The following is a 21,467-nucleotide window of genomic DNA, read 5'->3' on the forward strand; positions in this document are numbered from 1 at the left end:
AAGACTTAAGAAAATTACGAATATCAATACGCTGCTCAGGATCTAAACCAACAGTAGGCTCATCAAGTATTAGTACTGCAGGCTGACTAGCAATCACACAAGCAATACCAGCACGCTGACGCTGACCACCTGATATTTTAGCAACGATGCGATGCGCTTGTTTTTCCAAGCCAACCTGTTTGAGAGCATTCCAAGCAGCTTGATACGCGGCACTCCACGATAAACCTCGCGCCCATGCGGCATATTGAACATTTTTTAACACACTTGATGCATTCATAAGTTCAAATGATTGTGGCAAATAACCAATATTTGACCGAGCTTTAGCCCTTTCCGCACGATCAGTTACGTCAAAGCCATGAACAAAAAGTTTTCCACTAGAGGGAGCATAAATAGTCGCTATAACGTTAAGCAGAGTAGTTTTCCCAGCACCATTTGGCCCCAAAAGACCACATATGCCAAAAGATAAATCTATAGAAAGATTATGCAAAATTTGTTTTTTCCCATACGAAAAATTCACATTAACAAGTTGCACATCTGAGCACGTATATGATTCTTGCATATCTCACCACTTAATAACTAGACTACTTACCTACAACTTCGTATATTTTCTCTGTCTATTCCAACTACAGAACCACTCATCTGAGCATAAGCTGACATTGGCATAGCATAAACGATAGTAGAACGCGCAACTATTGCAAATCCTTCCTTTGCGAACATATTCGTATCTCCATTTTCAATCTGCTTAATAACGTATTCAGCCCTGAATACGTTATGCTTATTATATAATAACAATCTTGCTATATCAAGCTTAATTTTGGGAGTACTAGCTTTTCTTAATTATCCTTATGTCGGCAGTTATGACGTAGCATGCGTAGTACTTTGCATCATTTCATTACTTGGCGTAAAGGTCTTAATTTATTTTTCAAATAAAAAAGAATGTAATTTGCACAAATCTTTTTGTTTTCAATTATTCAGATATAAAAATAGCGTGCTGTCTACTGGAAAATAATCCAATAAACAGCACGCTTTGTTTTATTTGACTACATTATTTGACTACATTAAATAATGCATATTTACGCAATCTTGAGAGTTACATGGTCGTCGCTCCCTGCACAATCCGCAACTACGCGAGCACCATCATGCACCTTTCCAGAAAGCAGCAATCGAGCAAGCTGGTCGCCAATTTCTGTCTGAACCAATCTACGCAACGGACGAGCACCATAAACTGGATCATAGCCATGCTCCGCAAGCCAAGCGCGAGCAGAGTCACTCACATCCAAGCTAATGCGTCTTGTGCTAAGGTTGTAACTTTTATTCCATATCTACCCACTTCCACTAAACCTCTAAAACACATTTCAGTTAAGTCAAATCGCTGCAACCTTTATTGCAACTCTCGTTGCAATTTCAAGCTTTTTGACGATACTTTCGAGTTCTAACGAGCTTTCACTTTCATATATCTGATACGTATAACAGATTTTCCTATAACTTTATTCCTAAAACTTGAGTGTACTAGACTCAAGTTTTGAAATCAAGATTAAGGGCTATTTCCTAAAATCAATCACATGTTGCATATTTAAGGTGAAATTGCAATGTTTTACGAATATTTTATAGACTGACTTCTGCAAATAATATACAATATAAATATGTCGTCGGCGACATATTACAGGTAAAATTATCCACAATAACAATGAGGCTATTATGAATAAGAAACTTTTCAAAACAATTACAATTGCAGCTGTTTTATGCGTACTATGGCCTACATCTTCCGCTTTTGCCAAAGAATCATATGATGATAAATTATCAGATTTTGCAAATGCGTTACCCTATTACGTAAATAAAGAAAAGCTAGATAAAAGCATGCAAGAAATAGCTCAATATCATCATTGGAGCAAAGAAAAAGCACTCGATGCAGAAATGGAATTATTGCAAAATCCAAATATCAATAAATACCAACAAGATAAATCTTCCAGCCAAGCAACTATAGCGCTACCAAACGCTCAACATCGTGGTGATTTTTATTTCACTCCTGCAGGACTACATGGTCACACAGGCATTTACTCGCAAAAAAATAAAATTGTTGAGGCAGTAGGACCAGGAGAAGTAGCTAGAGAAAAACTAGCTTCCGAGACTCTTGTAGCTCCAGGAGCAATAATACGTTCTGTTAATACATCTAATGCCAATAGAGCAAAAGCTGCAGATCGAGCTCGAACTTATATCGGTCGTGGATACAATAGTGCTTTCTTCCAACCGCATAAAAACGACTGGGGAGGACTACATTGCGCGCAATTAGTCTGGGCTTCTTATAAATATGGCGCCGGAATAGACATTGACGATGGCAACGATGAACTCGTCTGGCCTTGGGATCTTGAAAAAACAACAAAAGCCACAACATACAGAAAGCTTTGATGACAAGATGAAACAATTAAGCAAGAAGATAATTATTGTTTTACTATGCTTTTCTGCCGCCGTCATCGCATCAGCTATATTGTTTCTACTGTTTTGGCAGCAGATGCCTACACAAATTAGTTATAAACAAGCAAATCTTTCACATGCCGTTGGCGCTGTGGCAATAAGCGACATGACTGCCGGCAAAGAGAAGAAGCGAGATGGATTCATCGTATTACTCAACAACGATGGAACTTCTCAAACTATTACCACTTCTGCCATTGAATCTCCTAACATATTATGGAACACTGATGGTTTGTATTTCGTAGACGCTAAATTTGACTATTTCCTTGCCCAAAAAAGTAACATGCGTATTGCAATTAAACATCACAAAAAATTACCTGCTGCACAAGCTGGAATTTTTGAAAATAATCAGCACGAAGTTATTAGTGTTCTTGACCACGGTTTTACTCGCACTAGGAAAAATCAACTCGAATTCAATAGTATTACCCTTGGCAAACCGCGAAATACAGATATTATGCAATCACGTATATATGATGTATCGAGCGCTTGCGAGAGTGGCACGTACACCATTAGCCCCAGCGACAATGGAACTAATAGTTTTAATGGAACAAATGGATTCGTAATAAAAAAACTCCAAGATTCAATACCCGTAAAACATATACTCAAAGATTCTGAAACGACGGTACATAGTTTTTCTACGATAGGAAACGATACAGCTCCTTGCATTCGCAACACCATCATTTCGATTGGAGACACAACGGAATATAAAAAAGACGATCCTGAATTCACTTTCACCACGTACGGTATTAATCGGTGGAATACGCAATCAGGAAAATTCGATTTTATACCGCTAACCTTGCAAAATAAGCGCATAGCCTATGACTATGGGGAAAAACACGATTTTGAAAATATCTCATATGGGAATAGGACAATGCTCAATGATCGCGAGCTCTTAGCACTCGACCAAGGCACAGGCGTGCTGTATAAAATTAATACAATTACTGGGAAAACGCAAATTACATTTACCATCCCAATAAATACTTCAAGCAAGTTCAATCCAAAAAGATATTGGATGCAAACCACTAAAAATGCTATAGCAATTTTAGATAACGCAAATGGAGAAAAGACACCACAATCTACATTGTATTTTCTTAACAAAAAGAATTTTAAACTACAACAAACCGTGCATTTTGATAACACAACAAGTAATCTTCTTGCTGGGAAAGTAGATGGATGTCATTTCAGCGATTTTGCAATTAATCCACAAATGTAGACGATTTGCCAAATTACAGTTTGACGAACTGAAAAATTGAATACTAAATTTGTAAGACGATAGAAAAAAGAAAAAATCTATCGTCTTTTTTCTTGCCTAATTTCCCTATGTTTTGCGATCAATAAATAGAGAAAACTCACTAATTAGCGAACTAGTATTTCATCATACTGTGCATTAATCGTGCTTAATTAACATTTCCTAACTTCTAGCTGGGTGCAAAGTGGGTGCACCTTTTAACGTTAACATCCTGTGCACTCGACCCCAGAGCGTTGATATGTTTCCTTATACAGCAAAATCACGCTCAAAAACCGCGCAAACCCAGCTTAAAGCCGCTTCGCATTAAACCTTTTAACGATAACCCTCGCGAACCCCTGTTACACAAGGGCAAATTTGCACCCACCTAATCAGCCTTTGACATCAATACGACAGTCTCGACGTGATGGGTGTTGGGATATATATCGAACGCACGCAAAGACTGAACGCTGTAGCCAAGCTCCCTAAACGTGCCAACATCGCGAGCAAGACTGGTTGGATCGCAAGCAACATACACAACGCTTCTTGCTCCAGACTTCGCAATCTGCTTACAAACTTGAGCTTTAGCACCAGCACGCGGAGGATCTAGCACAACAACATCAGGATGCGCAAATCTACGCACAATCTTAGACGACTTACTCGCCTTAAACACCTGCGATTCAAGCGTTTGCGCAACATCGCCTTGCAAAGCTTCAACAACATCCCTGCTAAGACCCGCGCGCCCAATATTTCGCCTTGCATTCTTTACAGCAATCGGCGCACCCTCAATGCTAAGCACGCGAGCTGGTGCTGCAGAACCAATGGAATCTGCAGCGCCAGAAGAATCTCCGCCAACATTAGCCAAAGTCGCAAGCGGAATCGTAAACAAACCCGAACCAGAATACAAATCCCACAAAACCGTATTCTTAGTGCGCCCACCAAGCGCAGAACGAACTAATCCCAAAACATAGTTCACCAAATGCTCTGGAGCTGCGCGATGAATCTGCCAAAAACCACGCGCGTCAACATCGTAATCAAAAGTACGCATACGCGATGAATCACCATCAACCACAACTCGCACGCGCTCTCGCAGCAAAGCCGAGCCTGCAACCAACTCATCATTTACTATAAGCGCATAATTTTCGCCAATCGCACTAAGGAGCGCAGACTTATCATTAAAGTCTAAACCCTCAACCCTAGGCTCTGGAACAGCAAGACGAATTTGCGAATTTGGCTCAAATTCTCGATTCCACAAATCTAAAGAATCTGCAACTGCTAAAACCGCGCGCGACGCAAGTGGCATAGTATCAATCGCAATGCGATCATGCGACTCGCGCTTTCGCATAGACAATCGCCCTTCATCATCCGCAACCAACTCCATGCGCGTACGCCAATTAAATCCGTTAAGCTCCTCATCCCCCGGAATGCGCTCAACGCTAACATCGCTTTCCGAAACATCCATGTGCGCTAAACGCTGGAATTGATTAGCAATCACGGCTGCCTTCCAACGAATCTGACCAGGCAAAGAAACGTGAATTAAATCCGCTCCTCCAACTCCGCCGCCCTGTGCTAAAGGACCCGCGAGCTTCCATTGCGGCTCCACACGATACGCGCTAGGCTCCAAAACTTCCACAACTTCGCCAGTAAAAAAGTGCGCTTTTGCACGCATCGGCTCATCCATGCGCACGACGACCAGCTCTCCAGGCAGCGCAAATCGCACGAATACAACGCGTCCGTCAAGATGACCTACGCATCTTCCTTGATCCGCATATCGCTCGATTCGCATCGTCACTTGCATAAACTACCCCCTAGTTTTGCATTTTGTTAAGCTGATTTTCTAACGCTGATTTTGTTAAGCTGATTTTACTTCACTTGAATTTACATCGTTCTGATCTTCGTCAACCTGCTTTTCTTCGCTCTGTTTTTCTTCGCGATTTTTATGATGCAATCTCATAAACGGCGTTGCAATAATCAAGTAAGAAACCCAAATTGCGAGCGCCCAAAACGGCAATCCCATAATCAAACGCACCGTGCCAAGCCACACAACGTGATTCGTCAAATATAATGGCACTTGCAAAACGAGTCTCAGCGCAAAAACGCCAATCCACAATCCAGTAACATACATATACGCACGCTTAAGTGGCTTATAATCAAGCCATTCGTGCAGCCACGCGCCAAAGTTTTCCGTAGGCATTTTGCGAATTGACTCAATCACAAGACCTAAAGCAGGCACGCGAACGATCAGCGAAATCGCAAGAAGTACACCGTACACAGCGTTTGTAATAAAACCCATCATATAGTAGTCGCGCGCTTGATGACTCGTCCACACCCAAATAAGGCAAATTGCAATGGAAACAAGTCCACTAATTGCTCCCATAAGAGATTGCCTCTGAATAAGACGGACCACAACTTGCAAAACAGCAATCACAGCTGCCACAATAACTGTTGTTTGCACATTTCGTGTTACAACAAAGCAAATAACAAACAGCAAGCCCGGCAGCATGGATTCGATTACGCCTCGAACGCCACCTATGGAATCAATTACAGAAAAGTTTCTTCCATCAGAACCTATAGAGGCAAGGGAAGCAAGCCCAGAACTTTTTTTACCACAAGTGTTATTTTTCAAGACGATATCCTTATGCTACTTAACTTACTTCTATCTAACCTCAGAAAACATTGGTCCGCGAGAAAGCGTAGTTTTTACATCAACTTGCTGATCGTATCCTAAAGGCTTATCTTCTTTTTTTAAAGCGTCATCAGCATTTTCTTCAGATGAACTATTACTTTCATCATTATTTTCTTCTAATCTATGCGCTGATTCTTTTTCTTCACGAGTTAATGGCTCATGCATAGGAATAAGATCGCGAGGCGCTAATGGTTCTTCACCGCGATTTACAACAATCCCCTTAAACCATTCGTCTAATTGCTTAGTTTCATTATTATTTTCTGCCAACTCTGTTGCTGCAGGCCCAGAAAATACTCCACGAAGCATCCAGCGAGGACCATCAACTCCAACGATACGAGTTGTAATACTCTTTTCTCCAACTTTTACAGGCAGCAAAAGTTCAGTTCCAAATTCGCCTTGTGCTGTGCAAGCTTGGCTATTTCCGTCAAGTAAGTCTTTGCATACTTCATTCCAAATACCAGTAGATTTCGGAGCAGCAAAAGCTTCAACTTCAACACTTGACGATCCGTAAGTTACTGTTGCACCAATTACTTGATCATTTTCACGCTGCTTTTTTACGCGTAATTCTATACCTTGGAAATATGGAATATAAATTGAGCCAAAGTCAAGATAATCACTGAAATCAGGAGCATCTTCATCGTTGAAATCCCATGGACCAGTTTTTAACTTTACAACTTCATCTATATCTTTTGAAGATTCTACTTCTTTATTTCGGCCAAATAACCAGCCCATTATTCCTCATTTCTTAAAACAACAAGCACAACAATAAGCATAATGCTAATCGTCGTAAATTGCTCAACTTCACCAGATTATCACAAACAAAGCACTGAAAATATGCATATGAGCAAATGCTATTACTTTATTTATTTCAGTTAATGTGATTAATAATCACACACCGTATTTTATGGTTAAAGGCGCGTGATCCGACCATCTTGCCTCATAACTTTCAGCCCGATCAATCACAAAGCCACAAGCGCTTTCTGCAATTTCTGGCGTTGCAAACTGATAGTCTAATCTCCAACCAACGTTATTGTCGAAAGCTTTGCCGCGCTGACTCCACCAAGTGTATGGTCCTTGAATATCTCCCGCAAGCATGCGCATAACGTCCACAAATTCATACTCGTTAATCCAGCGGTCAATATACGCGCGTTCCTCCGGCAAAAATCCTGCACTTTTTTCATTTGCTTTAGCGTTTTTAATATCTAACGGCGTATGCGCAATATTAAAATCACCGCACAAAATCGCTTGATTTCCGCCACTTGCAGCAATATCTCTAAGCTCACCCAAGCGAATAAGCATTGTGTCTAAGAAGCGGAATTTTTGCTGCATTTTTTGCGGATCATCCACGTTTCCAGCGTGAACATACACTGAAGCAATAGTAATTTCATACCCCTCAGGGGTACGAACGTCAGTTTCAACCCATCGCCCAGAATCAACATCATCACTTAAGCCGGGCAAACCGTAGCGTTTTTCAATTACAGGAAGTGATGTTACTAGCGCTACCCCAGCTCGACCTTTTATGCGGCAAACTTCGTTTGCATAAGTAAAATTATCGTTTTCTACAGGATTTGCGATATTTTCAGACGCGCGATATCCCATTTCAATTTTTGTCATAATTGGGTCGATTGCATCCTGCGGAGCGCGCACTTCTTGCATGCACCACACGTCAGGAGTGTGAGAATCGGACCAGTCAAGCATCCCCTTACGCTCTGCCGCACGAATACCATTTAAGTTTGAAGTAGTAATTGTGATCATAAATCTAACTCTAATATGCGCGTTACACAAATATGCACGCTACGTAAAACAAAAAAATAAGGTGCAGAAATTTATAAACCTAGTTATTAACCAAGTTATAAACTCTGCACCTTTTATTATTAGCTTGTATTATTTAATTAATCTAAGCCAAGCTCCAAGTTTCCACCAGGAATTGCGTCGAGAAGATCACGAGTATATTCCTTTTGAGGATGATCAAACACTTCGTCGGTTGTAGCGTGCTCAACAAGCTTGCCGTGCTGCATAACAACAACCTCGTCCGCAATCTGACGAACCACTGCCAAATCGTGAGTGATGAACAAGTAGCTTAATCCACGTTCTGCCTGCAAATCGTTAAGCAAGTGCAAAACCTGATCTTGCACAAGCACATCCAAAGCAGAAACAGCTTCGTCGCAAACAATAACGTCCGGATCCAATGCCATTGCGCGCGCGATTGCAATGCGCTGACGCTGACCACCAGAAAGCTCGTTCGGAAAGCGAGTCATAACAGAAGCAGGCATACGAACCATGTCCAAAAGTTCACGCACACGATTCTGGCGGCTCTTTTTATCACCAATCTTATGAATTCGCAAAGGCTCTTCAATAGAACGATAAATCGAATACATTGGGTCAAGCGAACCATAAGGATTCTGGAACACTGGCTGAACATGACGGCGGAAATCAAGCAATTCCGCGCCCTTTAATTCAGCAATATTCTTGCCTTCGTAAGTAACAGTTCCGCTTGTTGGCTTAAGAAGTCGCAAAACCATGTTTGCAACAGTAGACTTACCAGAACCAGATTCACCCACAATTGCCAACGTTGTTCCGCGTTTAATAGAGAACGAAACATCATCAACAGCTTTGAAAAGCTCCTTCTTGCGAGGAAGCTTAAACTCTCGGGTTAAGTGATCGACTGTAATAATATGCTCACTCTTTTCAAGAGTTTGCTCACCTACTACGTGATGCTCAAGCAAATTATCCGCGTTACCACCATGCTCCTTAACGGAAATGATTCGTTGAGAAGCAAGACTTGGAGCGGCAGCAACAAGTCGCTTAGTATAAGGATGCTGTGGATGCTGCAAAACGTCCAAAGATGGACCAGATTCAACAACACGACCCTTATACATAACAACAACGTGCTGTGCGCGAGCTGCAGCCAAACCTAAATCGTGAGTAATGAACAGAACGGAAGTTCCGAGCGAATCAGTAAGCGTATGCAAATGGTCAAGAATGCGCTTTTGCACGGTAACGTCGAGTGCGGAAGTTGGCTCATCTGCAATCAGCAAATCTGGACGGCAAGCCAAGCCAATGGCAATTAACGCACGCTGACGCATGCCACCAGAAAACTCGTGCGGGAACTGACGTGCTCGAGTTGCAGCATCAGGCAAACCAGCCTCATCAAGTAAACCTGCAATACGGTCGTCAACATTAGCGCCAACAACATACTTTTTGGCAATTTCCCAAGCTTTGTCGTCGTTCACACCGTACTTGATTAAATCGTCTGCAACGCGCCAACGAGTTTCAGAACCTGGAACCCACTCTTTTTTGTAGTAGCCCATGGCTTCATTCATCTTGAATTCATCAAGTCCGATTTCTACCAAAGACTTGCGTGCAACTTCCATCAATTCTGGTAATTCTTTAGAACCAAGGAATGTTTCGTCCTCATTGCTTTTAACTTCTACAGCATCACCTGCAAGAGCTTCCGCAAGAGCAGAACGCTTCTCATGGCTTACGTCAACACCATTTGCAAGAAGAGCTTCCTTAACCTGTGTACCAATACGCCAAACAGGGTTCAAGTTACTCATAGGATCCTGAGGTACCAAGCCCATTGCAGTGCCGCGCAAAGAAGCAAACTCTTTTGGTTTTAATTTGCTAATTTCTTGGCCATTAAGCTTAATAGAACCGCCCGTAACATGACCTGTTCCTGGAAGCAAACCCAAAACTGCCATTGCAGAAGTGGACTTTCCAGAACCAGACTCACCTACGATTGCAACCCACTGGCCGGGATATACGCTAAAGCTTGCATCTCGAACAGCGTGAACAGCTTTCTTAGAATCAGTAGTGAAATCAACCTGAAGATTTTTCACTTCAAGCAATGGACCTTGCTCACGCTGCATAGCGAGAGCGTCTACATTTTTATGCGTTGAAATGCTCATAAGTTTTATTCCTCCACGCTAACTTCACGCCTTACGGCTCTTTGGATCCAACGCATCCTTTACAGCGTCACCCATCATAATGAAGGCAAGAACTGTAATAGCAAGCGCAAATGACGGATAGAACAATACTTCTGGACTATTATTGAAGTACCTGCTGTAAGTAGCAATATCTCCACCCCAGCTCACTGTAGTAGTTGGCAAACCAATACCGAGGAAGCTAAGTGTTGCCTCCAACACGATGTAGGAGCCGAGAGAAGTTGTGCCAACAACAATGATTGGAGCCAAAGAGTTTGGAATAATATGCCTAAAGAGATTTCGTATAGGCCTAGATCCTAAAGCTGTAGAAGCTGTGTTAAATTCTAGATTCTTTGATTCCATAACAGCACTTCTAGCTATTCGAGCAACACTAACCCAACCGAATAGAACCATAACTAGAATTATCTTCCACATTGATTTTGTGGTTCTAAACATTTGGAGAACAACTATAGCGCCAAGAAGCATAGGCAAAGCCAAGAAGATGTCGGTAATGCGGCTAAGAACAGCATCAACCCAACCTCCGAAGAAGCCTGCAATAGCGCCAATTAAAGAGCCAACTAAAACAACCAAAGCTGTAGCAATTATGCCGATTGTTACAGAAGTGCGAGTTCCGTATATTACACGAGCGTAAATATCGCATCCCTGCTTATCGAATCCAAGTGGATGACCAGAAGACCTTGGCATCAAAGAGTTATTAAGTACACAATACATAGGATCTTGCTTAACAAGCAATCCTGGGAATAATGCAATAAATAAAATTGCAATAATTAATATTGCGGAAATAATAAACAAAGGATTTCGTCTCAAAGTACGCCAAGCATCAGCCCACATGCTCGTAGCAGGAGCAGACTCGTCAACAGAATCAACTTCTTGTAACGGAGTTTCATCCAAGGAAGCAACGTAACGTTCCTGTCCTGGAAGAGCAATATCTGCAGCAGTCAAATTTTCCTCAACTTTTTCTTGCATAATTATGCTTCTCCTTACGCGTAACGAATTCGCGGATCAAGAGCCGCGTACAAGATATCAACAAGTAAATTACTGACTACGAAAATCAGCATAAGCAAGGTAACTACAGAAACTACCAGGTTGCTTTCACCCTTCAAAATACCTTGATAAGTAAGGAAGCCAATACCATGAATGTTAAATATTGTTTCTGTAATCATAGCTCCGCCCATCAATGCGCCCAAATCCTGGCCCAAGAAAGTAACTACAGGAATAAGCGAATTTCGCAGAATATGACGAATAATTACCGAGCTTTCTTTTAAGCCCTTCGCACGAGCTGTACGAACATAGTCGAGCGCAATATTTGACGAAACTTCAGACCTTGTAAGTCGAATTACATATGCCATAGATACAGATCCAAGAACCATTGCAGGAGTAAGCATATCTAAGAATCCAGGATCATTACTTACATTAGGAGGAAGAATATGCCACTTAATACCAAGCAAATACTGCATAGCATAACCAGTCACGAAGGTTGGTACGGAAATAAGAAGCAGAGAAACAATAAGAATTACGCTATCGTACCATTTGCCTTTTTTAAGACCAGAAATAATACCAAAAGTTACACCAAACAGAGCTTCAAATGCAAACGCCATGATAGCAAGCTGAATGGTTACAGGGAATGCACGACCAATTTCATCAATAACAGGCTGACCCGCAAAGGTTTGGCCAAAGTCAAGAGTAAGCGCATTCTTTAAGAACAGTAAATATTGAATAATAAATGGTTTATCTAAATTATAATTAGCTCGAATTTGTGCTGCGACAGCAGGATTAACTGGTTTATCGCCAAACATTGCATTTACCGGATCACCCGGCAAAGCAAATACTAACGCATAAACCAATAACGTTGTGCCGAGAACAACAGGAATCATCTGCAAAATTCGACGCAGAATGTACTTACCCATCGGCTTCTCCTTGAATTGTTAACAATTACTCGCAAAAACAACAAAGTGCCGCTCCAGTTAAAGAAATTTTTGGATTACTTCCTTCATTTCTTCAACTGGAGTAGCAATTTCGCTATACGCGATATTAAATTATTGAGAGGTGATATCAGAATTAAGTATTTTTCTGAATATCATGAAATTAATTTATATAAACTCCATATGAAGATTTAAATCTTACTTATGAAGCTGGTAGTACAGCGGCATATTCTGCCAATCCATTACGAATCCCTTCAAATTGTGATTCATAACAGCCTTAGCATTCATGTAAAGCAGTGGTACAGATGGAAGATCCTCAAGAAGAGTTTCGCCAGCTTCATGATAAAGCTTAGTTGCTTCGCTTGCATCGGAAGATGCAGTAGCCTTGGTAAGCAATTCATCAAACTTTGGATTCTTGTAATCGCCATCATTAGAACCATTGCCATCAGCTGCGACAGAAGCGAACTGCTGAGTCAAGTAGTTTTCTGGGCTTGGATAATCTGGCATCCAGCCTGCACGCCATGCGCCCTTAACCTTACGCTTGGTGCATGCATCGCGGAACTCCTGGAAGGTTGGGATTGGCGTAGTTTCTGCCTTAACACCCAAATTGTTCTTCACATAGTTCACAACTGCATCGAACACGGACTTAGCAACAGCGTTATCAGCATTGTAGGTGAAGGTAAGAGGACCATCATACTTGGAAATGGCTTCTGCCTTAGCCCACAATTCCTTAGCCTTCTTTGCATCGAACTTCAAATGCTCGCTACCCTTCAAATTAGGATCGTAGCCTGGGGTCTTTGGAGAAGTGAAGTCGTTAGCAGGAGCAGCAGTCTTGTTCAGCACCTTTTCAGCAATTGCCTTACGATCGATAGACATGGAAACTGCTTGACGACGCAAGCGGCCTTCCTCAGTCTTAACATCGAAGTGTGGGAGGCTGGAAGCAATAGTGAACTGAAGAATTACAGAACCAGGCTTGTTGTAAGCAGTGATTGTGCTATCGCTCTGGAAGTTGCTGGTTTCAGTATCTGGAATGTTATCGGTCATATCGAGGTTGCCGGACTGTACGTCACGGTAAGCAGCATTACCATCGGTGTAAATCTTAAAGGTAACGCCATCATTCTGAGCCTTGCGAGGGCCTTCGTAAGCCGGGTTCTTCACAACTTCAATCTGCCTGTTGTGATCCCAAGACTTGAACAAGTATGGACCGGAGGAAACAGGCTTTTCACCATAAGCCTTTGGATCCTTGTAGAAGGATTCTGGAAGTGGAGCGAATGCCAAGTAGCCAACCTTAATTGGGAACACGGAATCTGGCTGCTTCAAATCAACGGTGAAGGTGTTCTTATCTACAACCTTCAAACCGGAAAGCTGTTCGTCGCCCTTCAAACCATCCTTCTGCAATTCGTCATAACCCTTAATGGTCTGGAAGAAGGAAGCGCACTTCTGTGCATTCTTAGCGTTGGCAACAAAGCTCCAAGCCTTGGTGAAGCTTTCAGCGGTAACAGGAGTACCATCGCTGAACTTCTTGCCTTCTTTAAGCTTAACAGTGTACTGAGTTGCGTCTGCGTTTGGAGTAACGCTTTCAGCATCCTCATTTACTGGGTTGCCCTTTTCGTCAAAAGTGACCAACGTTGAGTTGACCAACATAGCAGGACGTGCACCAGCGTTTTCGTTAATGTTGCCAGGCACCAATTCGTTCTGTGGCTCAGTGTTATTTACGGTAATAATAACTTTTCCACCGTTTGTCTGCGCAGTCTTCGAAGCAGATGAGCCGCAGCCACCAAGCAACATGGCCAACGAGCAGGCCGCAGCGGCAAAAGCTAAAGCCTTATTCTTCATATTTATTCTCCTAACGTCTGGTAGGCAGGATGCTATATCAATACAAAAAGCCGAGTCATGAATAAAATAAAATCCATCTAGTTTTTATTGCCAGATGGATTCTTTTAGCCAATGACAAGGCCTCTTCGTTGATTAAAATTCAATGATACGTATTTTTGCAAACATTGCAAGAGTATAAGTAAATTGTAAAATTTACTGTTTATATCTAAAAATTACTGATTAAAACACCATTTTTTCGCATAAAAACTAAAAAACTTACTATTTTACCAATAATTTTTACTGTTTTTTACTGATTTAAATATATTACATATATGTAAATTATGTAATCTTTTATGTAAAGGCTTTGTTAATTACAGAGAAATTATGCATCTAATATGCAGATAATTAAGCACGCGGAAAAGCTTGTAAATACCGCTGTTTCAACGCTTCTATAGATACATGCGTATAGCGTTGAGTAGTATTAAGCGAAGAATGACCCAACAATTCTTGCACTTCTCTCAAATCTGCTCCACCGTTAAGCATATGCGTAGCTGCACTGTGGCGCAAAGAGTGCGGAGAAATATCCGGAACATGCGCACTTTTAGCCGCATCATGAACTACTTGTCTTACTAATCGCTGATCAATGCGCTTTCCGCGAGCGCCAAGAAATATTGCAGTTTGTGCAGAATCTTTCAATAAAATTTTTCGCCCGCTATCTGAAAGCCATTCAGACAAAGCTTTTGCGGCCGGAATCCCAAAAGGAACAACGCGCTGCTTATTTCCCTTACCTGTAACTTTTATAGTATGCGATGAAAAATTAATATCTTGAATATTTAATCCAGTAAGCTCACCAACGCGAATGCCAGTTGCATATAAAAGCTCAATAATTGCAGCATTGCGAAGTTCAACAGCTTTCTGATTTTTATTACACGAAGATGAATCATTAGCTTTAGAATCAATATTATTCATTAGCGCTTCTGCCTGAGACTCATCTAAAACAGATGGAAGAACATTCTTAATTTTTGGAGTCATCAAAATTTCTGCAGGATCACCATTTATAAACCCAACATGCTGGCACCATGCGAAAAATCCGCGCACAGCAACAACTTTTCTAGCCAAGCTTGAACGAGCATGATTTCTAGAAGCGTCTGCCATCCAAGAACGCAAATCATCCGTAGTAAGATCTGAAATATTTTTAAAACCGTGACGATTACACCATGCTAAACACTGTTTAATATCACTTGTGTAAGCTCGATTCGTGCGCTCCCCCAAGCCCTTATTAGCTCTCACATACGTAATATAATCATCTACTAAACTCGCATATTGGGCAGGAAAATTTACGAAACTATTGGAAGCCACTCGCTTATTTTCCATGCTTAATCACCCTTGCGTAACTTTATAAACGTTTGCCATACGCGCCAGTCACATGCATAATACAACAAGGAGCATGTTATGGAAACACGTATAAAAAACTTGACTACACTACCACAGCGAATACCTGCAGGCACGCGCATAGTAGTAAGAACATACAAAATTATAGAAGAAAATAACGATGGAAAGCAAAAAATCGAGTATCATGATGCGATTGGACACGTACTCGAGTGGGATGGAGAAACGCTTCACTTACTTCGAGATCCTGCAGCAAACGGCACTAGAGATACCGAAGAAATGTTCATTGACGCCAGCACAATCGCACGCTTAAAGCCAATGCCGGAACGCAAATTCCAAAAGCCGCTTAAAATATAGACATTAAAACTCGCGCCACGATAAAAAGAAACTCGCATTAGACGTTGCTTAGGGAATTATTTGCGCGCAATAGTAGTTGCGAAGATTCGTTGGTATTAAATCCGCAGATTTCAACAATAGATTCACCTAAGCGCGCTGAATCCAGCAAATCTTTCTGCCAATTGCTTTTGGAATCATACTTCCACAATCTGCTATTAGCAGCATCGCTTTGATTCGTATTAGTTTTAGACGAGTTGCGCTGCTGATATTTATATTCTCGCCACGATTGAGCTTTATCAAAAAACTCCTGCTCTAGCGCATCAGCAGTTTCGGAATTATTATCCAGCATATCCGCAGCAAAAGTTAGCTCAGAAATTACGGAACGCAATAATTTCGCAGTATTATGCCGATTTTCGCTTACCATTGCGCGCGTGCGTTGAGGATCTGTAAGAGCAACGCGCGTCATATCTCGCCAAGAGCCTGCAGATAATTGCAAAGCAATAGCACGATTAGGCTGATTGCATAATACATTTGCAAGAGAAGTCGCAACAACGTGAGGCATGTGAGAAATAAGTGCCGCAGAATTATCGTGCGTTTCGTCGTCTAAAACTATTGCACGATTCTTGCATAGCGAAACAATCATTCGTAAAACATTGCTAACTCGCCAAAATTCCGTGTTGCTATCAACGGTTAATGCCCACAAAGCACCATTTAAAAGCTCAGCACTAGAAGCTTTCCAACCAGTAAATTCACTACCCGCCATAGGATGCGCACCAACGTAGCAATCCTGCAAACCTGCTGCAGCAACTTGCTGGCGAACTAAAGTTTTTACACTACCAACATCGCTAATAGTTGTACGAGATTTGTCAACATAAGGTGCGATTTCCTGCAAAATACTTGGCATAGAAGCTAGAGAATTGCACAAAATCAGAACGTTTGGGCGAAGTTTAGCTAAATCTTGCACATTTTCTACGCAGTCAATTCCTAAATTTTCAGCTTCTTCGTATGGATTATGATGACGATTCCACGCATAAACGCTACATTCAGGCAATTTTGCAAGTCTTTTTGCAAGAGATCCACCAATAAGACCAAGACCTACAATACCAACAGAAAAATTTTGCGAAAATTCAGCGTTTTCTACCATAATAATTCTCTTTCTGCCTGCATTACGTTCAAATTGCGCAAAGAATCAACCGAAGGTTCAACACACACTCCGCCATTAGGCAGCATCCAATCGTTCATCACAGGATTATTGCGCTTTTTGGAAGGATACACCGCTAAAACTCGAACCCAATCTCCATGCTCAACAACCTCTTGAATCATATCTTTACACATAGAATCCCAAGGGGCAGAATCAACCGTTGCAATAAAACTGTATAAACCATCCTGCCCTTTAATTGGCCTAGACATAAAAGAAGTCATATTAAGACCATGATCGCGCACAACGTCAAGCAAATTTGCTAGCACGCCAGCGCCTGTGCAACGCGGAATAAAAGCAATAATTGATGAAAATGATGAAAAGTTTTCGCGCTGAATATTAACAAAATCTAAAACCTCATCTCGAGGAGCTAATACTAAAAACTCAGTGCGAGCGCCAGAAAAGTCTTCAACACCTTCGCTCACAATCTGCCTATTGTATAAATCGGCACAAATTCTAGGGCATAAAGCAACTTCGCCAGGAACTAAATCCCTACAAGCAGCAGCGTTTGAAGACGCAGTTTTTTCTTTCAATCCACGCTCTTGAACAAACTTACGGCATTGTGCCAACGCGTGCGGATGAGCAACAATAGTAGAACAGTTATCAATTGAATCTGACTTGCAAATAACAGCATCAAAACTAATATCGACACCTACGCGAGCAATGCCAACCATATTTTTTGCATCGATTAGTAAATCTAAATTAGGTATTACAACGCCTTCAATATTGTTTTCCCACGCAATAACACCCCAATGGTTATGCTCTTCAATTTCACTAGCAATGCTAAGAACATTTTCGCAAGCAGTTGGAATAAGTTGCAAATTATCAAATGATTGTAACTGCTGTTGAACTTTTAAAGCAGCTTGATGAGTAAAAGAACCTTCCGGCCCTAAATAACATAATTTACGAGCACTATTACTGTTCTTATTACTATCCATGACTATTTCCTTAAAGACCACTGTAAAAAAAAAATACTGTCAAAACTATTGTAAAGACTACTGTAAATTCTTTACTTATTTAACACTATTCAACAACAAACCAACGCTGAGGCATACAAAGCAAAATTGCGTGAGCAATAAGAATGCCATAAAGCCAAAAATACCCAACGTATTTCACACACCAAGGCATAGGAATAGTAAAGCCTACAGGAACAAGAATCGCACTACCAATAAAACCAAGCGCTAGAATCCATGCAACAGCAGAAAAAACTACTGCGTGAATAAATAATCCCCACCATCCACTACGAGCTCTGGAACACCAAGCAGAAAGTGCGAGCAATATTATGGCAATAACAAAACCATATGGCAAATTATTCATTGCTCCCGCGCGATGCACAAAAGTTCCAATTAGCGCACATATTGCAGAAGAAACACACGTGGTCGCATACCTACCCCATAAAGGTAAGCGATGCGACCACGGTTTTGCTGTCATAGTAAATCAGCACCTCAATTTACAAATAGTATTTTCGAGAATGCATCACGCAGCATTATTGTTTTGACGACGCTGCTTAGCACGCCACTTATACCATTCGTCACGGCTCAAAATAATCTTGCGAACGCGAATTGCTTCAGGTGTAACTTCCACACACTCGTCTTCGTTAGCAAAATCAAGAGACTCTTCCAAACTCATCTTAATTGGCGGAGTCAAAGTCTCAAGCACATCAGCAGTCGAAGAACGCATGTTAGTCATGTGCTTAGCAAGCGTAATGTTTACATCCAACTCGTCTGGCTTGTTGTTAATACCAACGATTTGGCCTTCGTAAACTGGGCTTTGCGGATCCACAAAGAAGATACCACGAGCCTGCAAACGCTGCATAGCGTAAGGAGTTGCAACACCCTTGCGATCGCAAACCATGGAACCGTTCTGGCGAGTAACAATCTGACCAGCCCAAGGAGCGTAGCCTGCAGAAATAGAGCTTGCAATACCAGTTCCGCGAGTAGCAGAAAGAAGAGCCGTGCGGAAACCAATAAGACCACGAGAAGGAACAGTAAACTGCAAACGAACCCAACCAGAACCGTGGTTGCTCATAGAATCCATGCGGCCTTTACGATCAGCCATAAGCTGGGTAACAGTACCCATGTACTCTTCTGGAACGTCAATAGTTGTACTTTCCATAGGCTCGTTAATTTGACCATCAATAGTCTTAGTAACAACCTGAGGACGGCCAACCGTAAGCTCGTAGCCTTCGCGACGCATCTGCTCAGCCAACACAGCCAACGCAAGCTCGCCACGACCCTGAACTTCCCAAGCATCTGGACGCTCAGTTGGAATAACCTTAATAGAAACGTTACCAATAAGCTCGCGGTCCAAACGATCCTTAATCATACGAGCAGTAAGCTTATGATCTTTGCCTTCAGTTCCAGCAAGAGGAGAATCGTTTACGCCGAAAGTCATAGAAATTGCAGGATCGTCAACATGAATTAACGGAAGAGGCTTTGGATCGTTCTGATCAACAATAGTTTCGCCAATCATAATATCGTTGACGCCAGCAACAGCCACAATATCGCCAGGACCTGCAGAAGCTACAGGAGTACGCTCCAAACCTTGAGTGCGAAGAAGCTCAGAAACACGGAAGTTTTCAATAGAGCCGTCAACGCGGGAAAGACCGTAAGTTTTACCCTTTTCCAAAACGCCGTTATAAATACGAACCAAGCCCAAGCGTCCAAGGAAGTCGGAGGAATCAATGTTTGCAACATGAGCTTGAAGAGGAGCGCCTTCCTCGTATTGCGGAGCTGGAATGTTTGAAATAATAGAATCAAACAGTGGTTCCAAATTGTCGTTATCTGGCAAACCGCCATTTTCTGGCTGATTTTGAGAAGCGTAACCGGCTTTAGCAGCGCAATAAATTACTGGCAAATCAAGCAAAGCGTCGAGATCAAGATCAATACCTTCCTCAACAACGTCCTGAGCCAAGCCAAGAAGCAAATCTGTAGATTCTCCAACAACTTCTTCAATACGAGCATCTGGACGATCTACCTTATTTACGCACAAAATAACAGGAAGCTTAGCTTCCAAAGCTTTACGAAGCACAAAGCGAGTCTGCGGAAGAGGACCTTCAGAAGCGTCAACCAACAAAACAACGCCGTCAACCATGGAAATACCGCGCTCAACCTCGCCACCAAAGTCAGCGTGGCCAGGGGTGTCAATCACGTTAATAGTAATGCCTTCTGGGTGACCATATTTTTCAGCCAACGGACCGGTGTACTGCACAGCCGTGTTCTTAGCAAGAATAGTAATGCCCTTTTCGCGTTCCAAATCATTGGAATCCATAACGCGATCTGGAACTTCTTCACGCTCAGAGAATACGTGCGACTGTTGAAGCATGGCGTTTACCAGAGTGGTCTTACCGTGGTCGACGTGCGCCACAATTGCCACATTTCGAATATCACCGCGAACAGTCATCACAAACCTCTTCCATTCTTCGCGTTTAAGTAATTATTTACAAGCAACTATTTTAAAGCTGAAGCCAATCAAATAGCCGCAATACGTTATTGGCAAAACCAAAATCGGCAAACTGCCAAACCTCGCCGATTTTACTCGCGAGCTAAGACAGCCTTACAAAAAAGCGCGAGAAGTAAAAACAACTCGCGCAAATCAAACCGTAAAAAACTTAAGCAACAACACCTTTAGCAATAAGCTCGCGCGCAACCTCACGATACTCTTTTGCAGTCTTGTGCTCAGGAGCAAAAATAGTAATAGGAACTGCAGCAACAGTAGAATCCGGCAATTTAATAGAGCGGGAAATCACGGAATGCAAAACTCGGTCTTGGAAAGCTTCGTAAATGCGCTGTAAGACTTCTTCGCTATGCAAAGTGCGTGTATACATAGTAACCAGAACGCCAAATACTTTAAGATTTGGATTAATTCGAGACTGCACTTTTTCAATAGATTGCATAAGAAGAGCAACACCTCGAAGTGCAAAGAACTCTGCAGCAAGCGGAATAATTACGCCATCTGCTGCTGTTAGCGCGTTTACAGTAAGCAAACCTAGAGAAGGCTGGCAGTCTACGATAATAACGTCATACTCGTCTCTAACTTTACGCAATACGCCTGCGAGAATCTGTTCACGGCCAACTTCTGTAACCAACTGAACTTCTGCCGCAGATAAATCAATATTCGCTGGCATAATATCAATATTTTCGGTTTCAGTATGGCGAATTACGTCGTGAACATCTACTGACGAATCGAATAATGCTGTATAAACCGTGTTGTCAAGCGCATTTGCGTTAATGCCAAGACCAACAGTTGCAGCACCTTGAGGATCGAAATCAACAATTAAAACGCGACGACCATACTGGCTTAAAGCTCCAGCAATGTTAATAGAGCTGGTTGTTTTACCGACTCCACCTTTTTGATTGCACATAGCAATAATTCGCGCAGGACCGTGAGAAGTAAGCGGCTCCGGCGCATGAAAAGTCTCGTATTCGCGTCCAAGTAAATCAGTAGGCATGTTCCCCACTTTATCAACAGGTATACTCACGAA

At 42.0% G+C, this 21,467-nt stretch carries 19 protein-coding genes and 1 pseudogene; 3 read left to right on the forward strand and 17 right to left on the reverse strand.

The features are described from left to right. The 3 genes and pseudogenes from ACLD6A_RS03545 to ACLD6A_RS03555 all read right to left on the reverse strand — a co-directional run. On the reverse strand, positions 1-559 hold a 559-nt coding region (locus ACLD6A_RS03545; protein ID WP_410313620.1), incomplete at its 3' end, for an ABC transporter ATP-binding protein. Between the two features lie 26 nt (positions 560-585). Next, positions 586-792 carry a hypothetical protein gene (locus ACLD6A_RS03550; RefSeq protein WP_410313802.1) on the reverse strand — a complete coding sequence of 69 codons (207 nt, stop codon included), beginning with the start codon at positions 790-792 and terminating at the stop codon, positions 586-588. Between the two features lie 281 nt (positions 793-1,073). Continuing rightward, positions 1,074-1,301 (reverse strand): annotated as a pseudogene (locus ACLD6A_RS03555) (hypothetical protein); the annotation flags it as partial. 397 nt (positions 1,302-1,698) lie between these two features. On the opposite strand from ACLD6A_RS03555, the gene ACLD6A_RS03560 reads away from it, so the two are divergent. After that, positions 1,699-2,406 carry a cell wall hydrolase gene (locus ACLD6A_RS03560; protein WP_410313621.1) on the forward strand — a complete coding sequence of 236 codons (708 nt, stop codon included), beginning with the start codon at positions 1,699-1,701 and terminating at the stop codon, positions 2,404-2,406. Then, positions 2,333-3,682 (forward strand): hypothetical protein, encoded by a 1,350-nt coding sequence (locus tag ACLD6A_RS03565; RefSeq protein ID WP_410313622.1) that lies wholly within the window; start codon positions 2,333-2,335, stop codon positions 3,680-3,682. Before ACLD6A_RS03560 ends, ACLD6A_RS03565 begins: the two co-directional genes overlap by 74 nt. Before the next feature lie 400 nt (positions 3,683-4,082). Here the strand turns inward: ACLD6A_RS03565 and ACLD6A_RS03570 are convergent, their stop codons facing one another. From ACLD6A_RS03570 to ACLD6A_RS03610, 9 genes are all read right to left on the reverse strand, one after another. After that, a complete protein-coding gene (locus ACLD6A_RS03570; protein WP_410313623.1) occupies positions 4,083-5,492 on the reverse strand; it encodes a class I SAM-dependent RNA methyltransferase in 1,410 nt (469 codons plus the stop codon). A 54-nt stretch (positions 5,493-5,546) separates the two neighbouring features. Further along, on the reverse strand, positions 5,547-6,320 hold the full coding sequence (locus ACLD6A_RS03575) for a DUF3159 domain-containing protein (protein ID WP_410313624.1): 774 nt from the start codon (positions 6,318-6,320) through the stop codon (positions 5,547-5,549). Between the two features lie 30 nt (positions 6,321-6,350). Continuing rightward, complete coding sequence (locus tag ACLD6A_RS03580; protein ID WP_119520474.1) at positions 6,351-7,112, reverse strand: DUF3710 domain-containing protein; 762 nt, start codon at positions 7,110-7,112, stop codon at positions 6,351-6,353. A 156-nt stretch (positions 7,113-7,268) separates the two neighbouring features. After that, positions 7,269-8,135 carry an exodeoxyribonuclease III gene (locus tag ACLD6A_RS03585; protein WP_116793889.1) on the reverse strand — a complete coding sequence of 289 codons (867 nt, stop codon included), beginning with the start codon at positions 8,133-8,135 and terminating at the stop codon, positions 7,269-7,271. A gap of 137 nt (positions 8,136-8,272) precedes the next feature. Beyond that, entirely contained in the window at positions 8,273-10,288 is a 2,016-nt protein-coding gene (locus ACLD6A_RS03590) for a dipeptide ABC transporter ATP-binding protein (RefSeq protein ID WP_410313625.1), read from the reverse strand. Between the two features lie 24 nt (positions 10,289-10,312). After that, positions 10,313-11,290 carry an ABC transporter permease gene (locus tag ACLD6A_RS03595; protein WP_116712362.1) on the reverse strand — a complete coding sequence of 326 codons (978 nt, stop codon included), beginning with the start codon at positions 11,288-11,290 and terminating at the stop codon, positions 10,313-10,315. 14 nt (positions 11,291-11,304) lie between these two features. After that, on the reverse strand, positions 11,305-12,231 hold the full coding sequence (locus ACLD6A_RS03600; RefSeq protein WP_019260849.1) for an ABC transporter permease: 927 nt from the start codon (positions 12,229-12,231) through the stop codon (positions 11,305-11,307). A 213-nt stretch (positions 12,232-12,444) separates the two neighbouring features. Continuing rightward, a complete protein-coding gene (locus ACLD6A_RS03605) occupies positions 12,445-14,082 on the reverse strand; it encodes an ABC transporter substrate-binding protein (protein WP_119520480.1) in 1,638 nt (545 codons plus the stop codon). Between the two features lie 384 nt (positions 14,083-14,466). Further along, positions 14,467-15,435, reverse strand: coding sequence for a tyrosine recombinase XerC (locus ACLD6A_RS03610; RefSeq protein WP_410313626.1), 969 nt, complete (start codon positions 15,433-15,435; stop codon positions 14,467-14,469). A 78-nt stretch (positions 15,436-15,513) separates the two neighbouring features. On the opposite strand from ACLD6A_RS03610, the gene ACLD6A_RS03615 reads away from it, so the two are divergent. Further along, positions 15,514-15,807, forward strand: coding sequence for a DUF6725 family protein (locus ACLD6A_RS03615; RefSeq protein WP_410313627.1), 294 nt, complete (start codon positions 15,514-15,516; stop codon positions 15,805-15,807). A 37-nt stretch (positions 15,808-15,844) separates the two neighbouring features. On the opposite strand, the gene ACLD6A_RS03620 is transcribed toward ACLD6A_RS03615, so the two are convergent. From ACLD6A_RS03620 to ACLD6A_RS03640, 5 genes are all read right to left on the reverse strand, one after another. Then, positions 15,845-16,930, reverse strand: a complete 1,086-nt coding sequence (locus ACLD6A_RS03620; protein ID WP_410313628.1) for a prephenate dehydrogenase — start codon at positions 16,928-16,930, stop codon at positions 15,845-15,847. Next, on the reverse strand, positions 16,924-17,922 hold the full coding sequence (locus ACLD6A_RS03625) for a prephenate dehydratase domain-containing protein (RefSeq protein ID WP_410313629.1): 999 nt from the start codon (positions 17,920-17,922) through the stop codon (positions 16,924-16,926). Before ACLD6A_RS03625 ends, ACLD6A_RS03620 begins: the two co-directional genes overlap by 7 nt. An 85-nt stretch (positions 17,923-18,007) precedes the next feature. Further along, the gene (locus ACLD6A_RS03630; protein ID WP_410313630.1) at positions 18,008-18,415 is read right to left on the reverse strand and encodes an alcohol dehydrogenase; all 408 of its coding nucleotides are present in this window, start codon (positions 18,413-18,415) and stop codon (positions 18,008-18,010) included. 45 nt (positions 18,416-18,460) lie between these two features. Then, entirely contained in the window at positions 18,461-20,386 is a 1,926-nt protein-coding gene (typA, locus tag ACLD6A_RS03635) for a translational GTPase TypA (RefSeq protein ID WP_119520488.1), read from the reverse strand. 208 nt (positions 20,387-20,594) lie between these two features. Then, positions 20,595-21,434, reverse strand: coding sequence for a ParA family protein (locus tag ACLD6A_RS03640; RefSeq protein WP_004134586.1), 840 nt, complete (start codon positions 21,432-21,434; stop codon positions 20,595-20,597). Positions 21,435-21,467: the final 33 nt, after the last annotated feature.

The organism is Gardnerella sp. Marseille-Q9691 (genome assembly GCF_046507715.1).
GTDB classification, from domain to species: Bacteria; Actinomycetota; Actinomycetes; order Actinomycetales; family Bifidobacteriaceae; genus Bifidobacterium; species Bifidobacterium greenwoodii.